At 50.0% G+C, this 7,901-nt stretch carries 8 protein-coding genes and 2 pseudogenes; 9 read left to right on the plus strand and 1 reads right to left on the minus strand.

The features are described from left to right. Positions 1-1,077 precede the first annotated feature (1,077 nt). From ABLV54_RS12660 to ABLV54_RS12700, 9 genes and pseudogenes are all read left to right on the plus strand, one after another. On the plus strand, positions 1,078-1,536 hold the full coding sequence (locus tag ABLV54_RS12660; protein ID WP_014386535.1) for a hypothetical protein: 459 nt from the start codon (positions 1,078-1,080) through the stop codon (positions 1,534-1,536). Between the two features lie 829 nt (positions 1,537-2,365). Next, the gene (locus tag ABLV54_RS12665; RefSeq protein WP_032437747.1) at positions 2,366-2,707 is read left to right on the plus strand and encodes a hypothetical protein; all 342 of its coding nucleotides are present in this window, start codon (positions 2,366-2,368) and stop codon (positions 2,705-2,707) included. A 107-nt stretch (positions 2,708-2,814) separates the two neighbouring features. Beyond that, positions 2,815-3,027, plus strand: a complete 213-nt coding sequence (locus tag ABLV54_RS12670; protein WP_016946198.1) for a hypothetical protein — start codon at positions 2,815-2,817, stop codon at positions 3,025-3,027. Positions 3,028-3,148: 121 nt separating this feature from the next. After that, positions 3,149-3,427, plus strand: a complete 279-nt coding sequence (locus ABLV54_RS12675; RefSeq protein ID WP_004902250.1) for a DUF1778 domain-containing protein — start codon at positions 3,149-3,151, stop codon at positions 3,425-3,427. After that, positions 3,418-3,900: a GNAT family N-acetyltransferase gene (locus ABLV54_RS12680; RefSeq protein ID WP_016946197.1), complete on the plus strand. Its 483-nt coding sequence runs from the start codon at positions 3,418-3,420 to the stop codon at positions 3,898-3,900. Before ABLV54_RS12675 ends, ABLV54_RS12680 begins: the two co-directional genes overlap by 10 nt. A gap of 90 nt (positions 3,901-3,990) precedes the next feature. Beyond that, a protein-coding gene (locus ABLV54_RS12685; RefSeq protein WP_348814167.1) for an IS1 family transposase occupies positions 3,991-4,688 on the plus strand; the annotation gives its coding sequence in 2 pieces (ribosomal slippage) (positions 3,991-4,240 and positions 4,240-4,688; 699 coding nt in all). 413 nt (positions 4,689-5,101) lie between these two features. Continuing rightward, a pseudogene (locus tag ABLV54_RS12690) lies at positions 5,102-5,350 on the plus strand (IS5/IS1182 family transposase); the annotation flags it as partial. 350 nt (positions 5,351-5,700) lie between these two features. Continuing rightward, positions 5,701-5,922: a hypothetical protein gene (locus ABLV54_RS12695; RefSeq protein ID WP_016946194.1), complete on the plus strand. Its 222-nt coding sequence runs from the start codon at positions 5,701-5,703 to the stop codon at positions 5,920-5,922. Between the two features lie 82 nt (positions 5,923-6,004). Further along, positions 6,005-7,044, plus strand: a pseudogene (locus ABLV54_RS12700) (IS630 family transposase). A gap of 6 nt (positions 7,045-7,050) precedes the next feature. Here the strand turns inward: ABLV54_RS12700 and ABLV54_RS12705 are convergent. Next, positions 7,051-7,818 (minus strand): hypothetical protein, encoded by a 768-nt coding sequence (locus tag ABLV54_RS12705; protein ID WP_040062538.1) that lies wholly within the window; start codon positions 7,816-7,818, stop codon positions 7,051-7,053. Positions 7,819-7,901 lie beyond the last annotated feature (83 nt).

Genomic DNA, 7,901 nt, shown 5'->3' on the forward strand with positions numbered 1-7,901 from the left:
TAAACAAACCGACCTTACTAACTGACGGTTGTATCTAATCCTGGGGGCAGGTCACTTTACTTAGCTTTAGTTAAGCTTCTGTTATTATTCTAAGCTGTGGATAAACATCATCATCAATAGTCAACAATCCGGGCAAGACAGAATCACCAGACAGCAAGGGAGAAAACTTACCAGAAGCCGGTCAGACACTGTTTGAAACAGGCCGAAGCACCACCTGTAACCAACCCATTCTTTCTCCATACGACGCTGCAACTGTTTCAGTTCGATCGTTGTTCACTCCTCTACCCGGCATGCAGTATGCAGTGACAAACTGAATTCGTCTGGCCCGACAATAAATTCACCAGCACGCTGTTGGCTGACATTACCATGCTGCCATTTGCCGAAACTGAATCACCCTATCGTTAAGGTTCGCGACTGAGCAGATAGTTCAGAGGAGGGGAGACAGGCATCGTTTGATACTCTTCAGGCAGGCACAATTTTCCGGAATGCCCGGATTAATATGTGGTAATTATGATTTTCGGGCATCAAATGTAACGACAGAGTTACCTGACAGACAGGTATTCCCGTGACGGCCAAAGGCATCATCAATAACCGCAACCGTCGTCTCCGACACAGTCAAAACAGACGGAAAGGTGAGGACTGACATCCTTCCATACCGTGTCTACTGGATGCTCTGCCATGATCCGGGAACGGGTCAGTATTGGATGCACCAGTGTCGATACCGGGAATGTCTACTGCAGGCGACAACGATCTACATTTTGCATCGAGCGTTATTCTGGCTGCGTTGTGTCTACTGTATGCGATGCCCTCTGCTTCGTGATTAAAACTCAAACAATATTATCAGGACATACCGAGGTTCCTGTCTTTTGTGTCGACTACAGTAGACCAGCGGGAAAAGAGGGGGGAGGGGTTACCTCTATACCAGAACGCAAAAGTGATAATTCAAAAGAGACAGCCACATACACAAAATCAGATAGGTTTTCCAGATTGTTGTGTAATCTGTAACCTAAGGCTAATGTATGTGTACATTAGCATTAGCTGGGGAAAAGATACGTGAGAGCTGAAACGCAAGAAGCTATGCGGATGTTTTTGGGGGGACGTTGCTACACGGCTAAACAGCTCGAAAAGGACTATCTCTCTGAAGTGGCAGGTTACAGCGACGACCGCTGGGAAGCGCCGCAAAGAGCTGCCCGGCTGGCGGCAGCGGTAAAACGCTACAAAACCTCCGAGATGCTGCGTTTTATTTTTGCCACCATCGCGTATGATCCCGACCCGGATCTGACCCCGCTTGCCGTGAAGCGGCTGTGTCAGGCCTTGTTCGGCAGAACCGGTAGCCAGTGGCTTATTGTGGAAATTTTCGGGGTGAAGGGACGGCAGCACCGCAGCGTTGACAGTACGCCGGAGGCCGTTGAAAAAATGGCAACCAGGTATCGTCATGCAGCAGAGCTGCACTGGGCTGCAACTCTGGCGGAAATTGAACGGGTAAAGCGCAACTATCAGACCCTGGTTAAGGCACCCGGGAAGAGAGAAGGGTGAATACCATAAACTTAAAGCTAATGTACGCGTACATTAACTTTAAGATAAAGTGGATCTACAACCTATTTTTCTGTATCACAACGGCTTCCAGACTTGTCGATTTGCACGGTAATTCCGGCCGGAAGCGACAGGGGATACCCGGACATTTCGGCTGGAAAAACCGATCGCATTTGGCAAAAAGCGCATCGGCATTGAAGACGTGGCCGCGACCATTGAGGGATGCAATGAAGTATTTCATGCAGGACTTTCGGCAGGCATCCTGGACCTGAACATATCAGTAATGCTGTCTTTTCTCATCTTTGACTCACGCCTGAATGAAATTATTCATCATCACCGGCAGGGGCTGCAGTGCTGGTATGCACTTTATAGCAGTCCACCCGGCGGGACAATTCATGAAAGCTGGTGGGATCGGACCATCACACTCAAAACGTAAGACAACATGCCTTATAGCCCTGCAAAGCCTTTACCCCGGAGTGCCACGCTCTGCGTGGGTCGCGACTGTGCACATTTTCGGCATATTCTTTTTTTCTTTTTTTTTATTTTTTCTCTTTTTTTCGTCCGCGCGGCGGGGGCCGGGTCGGGCACGATGAAGGTCAAGACTCTCAAGGGTATGTTGTCTTACGTCTGCTCTTTTGCTGCCTGGGACGCTTGCCGGCGATCAGAATCAGAAGAATGGCCATCGCCAGTTTTCCCAAATATATCGCATACAGTAGACATCAATTCAGGGTAAGGTGCCGGTACTGGCCGGACTATTCCCCCTGGAGCTGCTGGTCGTTACGGCCATGACCTGATACCTTGGATATTGACGACATTCCGGGGAAGAGCAGGTATGGGCAAAGTCCATGAGATTCTTATTGATCTCCGAACGTTTGCTGTAGACAGCGACTGGAAAAGACGGGAAGAAGAGCGATGCTATCAGCTGCGATGCCAGAAATTTTATGCATGGTCAGAAAAATGGATCACCGTCGACCAACTTAAGAACTCCCGTCTGTGGATAGACGCCCCCATACGCCGCTGGCCTGGCGTGCCACTGCAGCAGGGCAAATATAAGGTATTATCTGTTGAAGCCGTCAGGATGGCGGACACAGGCCCGGACTTACAGACGTGGCGACAGGCACGTATCGATAAAAAACGAACCATCCATAAATTTTTTGAGATCCCATTTCTCTGAGTGTGAATACCCGGCTTGTTCTCACGCTTATCACCGAAAGTGGCGAACTGGCCTGAGGGGCGAGCGCTTTAACAGAATTAACACCTACTATGTTATGGAGAAAATAAATGAGCATCGAAGCGAAGCAGTTTCTTACCGGCAGCGGCAGAGGAGTGCTGACAGATGATGGAAGACAGGGAATGGGAGCGGTTGCTGGTGTAGGTTCGTCAACCGAGAGAATGCAGGGTATCGTAGCTGCAGCGGTGTTTGAAAACTGCGGCCAACTGGACAACCAGCAGCTTGATGAAATTATCAGCTGGATACAACTTTATAAGTCCTGAAAGATGCATGATGATACAACGCGGCTCGTGTTTCTGATCGACGAAAGTGTGCCAGATTTGTATAGCGTTTCTATATACAAAGGCTATAATCGTGTATAAATCTGCTACACATGAGGTATCTATGAAACCAGACGTTCGTGAAGCTCCGATTAATATCCGGGCCAAAACATCACAGCGTGACCTGATCGACATGGCCGCAAGCCTGGTCTCAAAATCACGGACTGATTTTATGCTTGAGGTTGCCTGCAGGGAGGCACAGGACATTCTGCTTGATCAACGCCTGTTCCTCCTCAATGACAATCAGTTTGAGGCGTTTATTGAAGAGCTTGACGCCCCAATAACACCGGAGCGCCAGGCGCGAATCGATAACCTGATGAACCGCAAATCACCATGGGAATGAGAGCGCCTGAATCCCTGATGTCTGAACATAACATCGCTGAGTTCTGCTGCCAGGAGCCTGCCCTTAATGAGTGGTTAAAGAAGAAGGCTCTCAGAAACCACAGTACCGGCATTTCCCGTGTCTATGTCGTCTGCGCAGAAAACACTAACCGGGTCATCGGTTATTATTGTTTATCTTCGGGCAGCGTCCACCGTAACACAGTGCCTGGGGCCTATAGACGCAACGCGCCTGATGTTATTCCAGTCATTGTTTTGGGACGGCTTGCCATCGACCAGGCCTGGTCCGGGAATGGGCTTGGTGCCGCACTTCTTAAGGATGCTATATACCGTACGCAAAACATTGCCTTTCAGGTCGGGGTGAGAGCACTGGCCGTGCATGCGCTGAATGAAGAAGTTAAATGTTTTTACACCCGTTTTGGCTTTGAGCCTTCCATAGTCAACACGCTGACATTGTTATTCCCGATAAAAGTCTGAATGGTTTTCTGTGGTGAGTATGTACGTGAACGGCCGGTAATGCTACCAACTTGCTGATTTAGTGTATAATGGTGTTTTTGAGGTGCTCCCGTGGCTTCAGTCTCCGTCTGCTGTCCCTCCTGTTCCGCTACTGAAGGCGTGATGCGTAATGGCAAAAGTACTGCCGGGCATCAACGTTATCTCTGCTCTCACTGCCGTAAAACATGGCAGCTCACCTTCACTTATGCCGCTTCTCAGCCCGGTACACACCAGAAAATCATTGATATGGCTATGAACGGTGTCGGTTGCCGTGCCACCGCACGACTAATGGGCGTGGGCCTCAACACCATTTTGTGCCATTTAAAAAACTCAGGCCGCAGTCAGTAACCTCCCGGATACAGCCGGGAAGTGACATCATCGTCTGTGCGGAGATGGACGAGCAATGGGGTTACGTCGGGGCCAAATCACGTCAGCGCTGGCTGTTTTACGCGTATGACAGGATACGCAGGGCGGTGATAGCCCACGTTTTCGGTGAACGCACTATGGCCACACTGGAGCGTCTTCTGAGCCTGCTGTCAGTTTTTGACGTGGTGGTATGGATGACGGACGGCTGGCCGATGTATGAGTCACGTCTGAAGGGAAAACTGCACGTCATCAGTAAGCGTTACACGCAGCGAATTGAGCGACACAACCTGAATCTGAGACAGCATCTGGCAAGGCTGGGCAGGAAGTCCCTGTCGTTCTCCAAATCGGTGGAGCTGCATGACAAAGTCATCGGGCATTACCTGAACATAAAACACTACCAGTAAATTGGAGTCATTGCCCACTTCAACCATCTTATTATTCTGACTGGTGTTAAACATAGTTCCAAGACTACCTCTTATTTTAAGAGAGGCGAAGTGTCTGGTGATCTAAGGGGCTAATCTACAATGTCTTTTTTCCCTGCTTCTGGTCGGCTTTTAATCTGAACGTACTTATCATTCACATTGATAATGGGGGACGAAGAATACGCCATTAAGGTCAGCTGTGATCCCCTTGGCCCAGGAACATTGACGAGACGAATATTTAATAGCAACGAAGCGAGCCGGCGCAAGGATCGCCCAAGGTGAACCTACCTCATTTACAGGGAAAGCTTCTTTTTCGTCATGCCAAAGGCTTTGTTGAATAAATCGAACTTTTGCTGAGTTGAAGGATCAGAGCTCCATAATCCTGATGATGCAGGCAGTACGCAGACCGCAACCGTGCTGTTGCGAATCAGCGACTGAGCGGGAGCAATGCACGGTGGAAGTGGACAACAGATTATAACCGTCACTCGATAGCGGAAACGGCGATGTATCGGATAAAACAGCTGTTGGGTGGTTCACTGACGCTGCGTGATTATGATGGTCAGGTGGCGGAGGCTATGGCCATGGTGCGGGCACTGAACAAAATGACGAAGGCAGGCATGCCAGAAAGCGTGCGCATTGCCTGAAAACACAACCAGCTACAGGGACACTCGCCCCGAATCTGATTTATTCAACAACGCCCATCGGGCGATGAATAAACCAGGGTCGACATAAGCGACATGCCCCCCATCCGAAGAGCAATGACGGGATTATGAGGCGTATATGAATCCACGTCCCGGGCCTGTTACAGACAGAGGAACTCGCCGGTGCGACATGTGAGGGCCAATGCGAATTCTTCACAACGGGAACGTTCGTCCGGGTCGTCCGGGTCTTCCTGCCCTTCATGCAATCTTCTTGCCCCATTGAGCCCCGCCTACGATACCTTCGCTCGCGGCAAATCCGGGGCGAGTTCGAGGTATGGAACCTTTTTCCAGGCGTGGCGGGAATTGTCTGTGAATGCGCCACAAATATTGCGCCCGTAGGGCCTGTTTACGCGCTGCTCTGGACGGTGCTGCTGCTTGCTGTGGCGATCTCCATCAACGTGATCGGCATCCGTGTGCTGGGCAGCATCGAACGCTGGGAACATTGGATGGAAGACCATATGGGTTACTTCCTGACATGGCACCTGCTGCTCTGTGCGGTCATCGGCTTACCATGAACTAGTTCACTGGAGTGAAGCAAAAACACGTCTTAACCGTGAAATGAAAGGGAAGCTTACAAATCACCAACCGGACTGAGCGATGACGATCATAGCACCAACACCCCATGACGAACGACGCCTGATGCAGAAAACGATCCATAAAACGCGGGACAAGAACCATGCCCGCAGGCTGACCGCCATGCTGATGTTGAGCCGCGGGGTCAGTGTAAGCGATGTAGCCCGGACTCTCTGTTGTGCACGCTCATCGATTGGTCGCTGGATTAACTGATTTACTCTATATGGTGCCGAAGGTCTGATATCGCTTCACCCCGGTCGTGAACGTAAGTGGTCATTTGAGCAAATTTGCGAACTGCTGGTTCTGCTCGTCAGCCGTTCTCCCGGTGATTTTGGTTATCAGCGGTCTCGCTGGAGCACGGAGCTTCTTACAATAAAAATCAACCAGATAACTGGATGTAAACTTCATCCGGGAACAATCCGTCGCTGGTTATCTTCAGCTGGTCTTGTCTGGCGGAGAACCGCGCCAACTCTGCACATACGCGATCCGCACAAGGATGAAAAAATGGGTGTAAACCGTAAAGCGCTGGATGGATGTAGCGCTGATCACCCGGTGTTCTATGAAGATGAAGTTGATATTCATCTTAACCCTAAAATCGGTGCCGGCTGGCAGGTACACGGACAGCAAAACCGCGTGGTCACACCCGGCCAGAATGAAAAATATTATCTGGCGGGTGTGTTGCACAGTGGTACAGGTAAAGTCAGCTACGTGGGTGGCAGTAGCAAAACCTCATCTTTATTTATCAGTCTGCTTAAGCACCTGAAAGCAACGTACCGCCGTGCAAAAACGATAACGCTCATCGTGGATAACTACATTATTCACAAGAGCGGAAAGACACGAAACTGGCTGAAAGCGAATCCCAAATTTAACGTTATTTATCAGCCAGTTTACTCGTCATGGGTGAATCATGTTGAGCGGTTATGGCAGGCGTTGCACGTTACGATAACCCGCAATCATCAATGCCGTTCGATGTGGCAACTGTTAAAAAAGTTCGCCATTCTACGGAAACCGCCAGCCCGTTCCCCGGAAGAAAGCATGGCCTGGTAAAAATGTATGGGTATTGAGAGCTCCTATTTAGAACTAAATGGCCAAAAATGGAAATATTGCGCGAAAAATACCATTGAGGGAAAAGTGACCGACAGCATGGAGGATGCGAGCCAGAATTCAATGGCGTGTTGTTTGTCGTTTTCTGGGAAATGGAACATTTTCTCAGCAATAAAAGTATAAAGCATCAGCATTAAGGCGGCGAAGATGACAGCAGCGACGGCCAATGCCAGCCCCCGCCATGGTTGCTGTATCTGCAGGCTCCTGACCCCTTCCAACGGGACCAAAAGGATAAACATGCCGAAAATCATCGTCACGCAGATATTGACCATAAAAACGACGATATCCATCGCGATGACGGACTGGAATATCCACCACAGGATGGCGGAAAGCAGGGCGACCAGCAGTAACGCCGCTAAACCGCAGAACGGTTGTTGACTGAGCAACGGCATCCGCTGGGTCAAAGAGGATAGCGGCCAAAAATCAAACAGCGCCAGTAACAGCATAAATAAGAGCGCGTCGAGCGCGGCGGTCAGCGGTTGCCAGGCAACGAAAACGCCATGCGGATCGAGCGCCGGGTTGTAAAACGGCGCATCCTGGGCGAAAGAAAAGTTGAACAGAGTGTGAAAAAGTAGCCAGGTTATCGCGTAGGCGGCGACCAGCAGCATCCCCCCCTGCAACCATGGATTTTTACTGATGATATTGAATGGCCAGCCACCAAAGAGCGCGATCAGGCAAAAAGTCACGGGAACAGAAGCAATTAAGTAGATAGTGACGAAAGGCGTCGGCGGCATAGTCCCGCCCCCCACGATCGACAGGGTAAAAAGGGCTTTGTTGAATAAATCGAACTTTTGCTGAGTTGAAGGATCAGATCACG

It is taken from the genome of Klebsiella sp. JB_Kp042, from assembly GCF_040065275.1.
GTDB lineage: Bacteria > Pseudomonadota > Gammaproteobacteria > Enterobacterales > Enterobacteriaceae > Klebsiella > Klebsiella quasipneumoniae.

Excerpts from the sequence above, each read along its gene's own strand:
- ABLV54_RS12660 (WP_014386535.1), top strand. The coding sequence starts at position 1,078 with ATGCGGATGTTTTTGGGGGGACGTTGCTACACGGCTAAACAGCTCGAA.
- ABLV54_RS12665 (WP_032437747.1), top strand. The coding sequence starts at position 2,366 with ATGGGCAAAGTCCATGAGATTCTTATTGATCTCCGAACGTTTGCTGTA.
- ABLV54_RS12670 (WP_016946198.1), top strand. The coding sequence starts at position 2,815 with ATGAGCATCGAAGCGAAGCAGTTTCTTACCGGCAGCGGCAGAGGAGTG.
- ABLV54_RS12675 (WP_004902250.1), top strand. The coding sequence starts at position 3,149 with ATGAAACCAGACGTTCGTGAAGCTCCGATTAATATCCGGGCCAAAACA.
- ABLV54_RS12680 (WP_016946197.1), top strand. The coding sequence starts at position 3,418 with ATGGGAATGAGAGCGCCTGAATCCCTGATGTCTGAACATAACATCGCT.
- ABLV54_RS12705 (WP_040062538.1), bottom strand. The coding sequence starts at position 7,818 with ATGCCGCCGACGCCTTTCGTCACTATCTACTTAATTGCTTCTGTTCCC.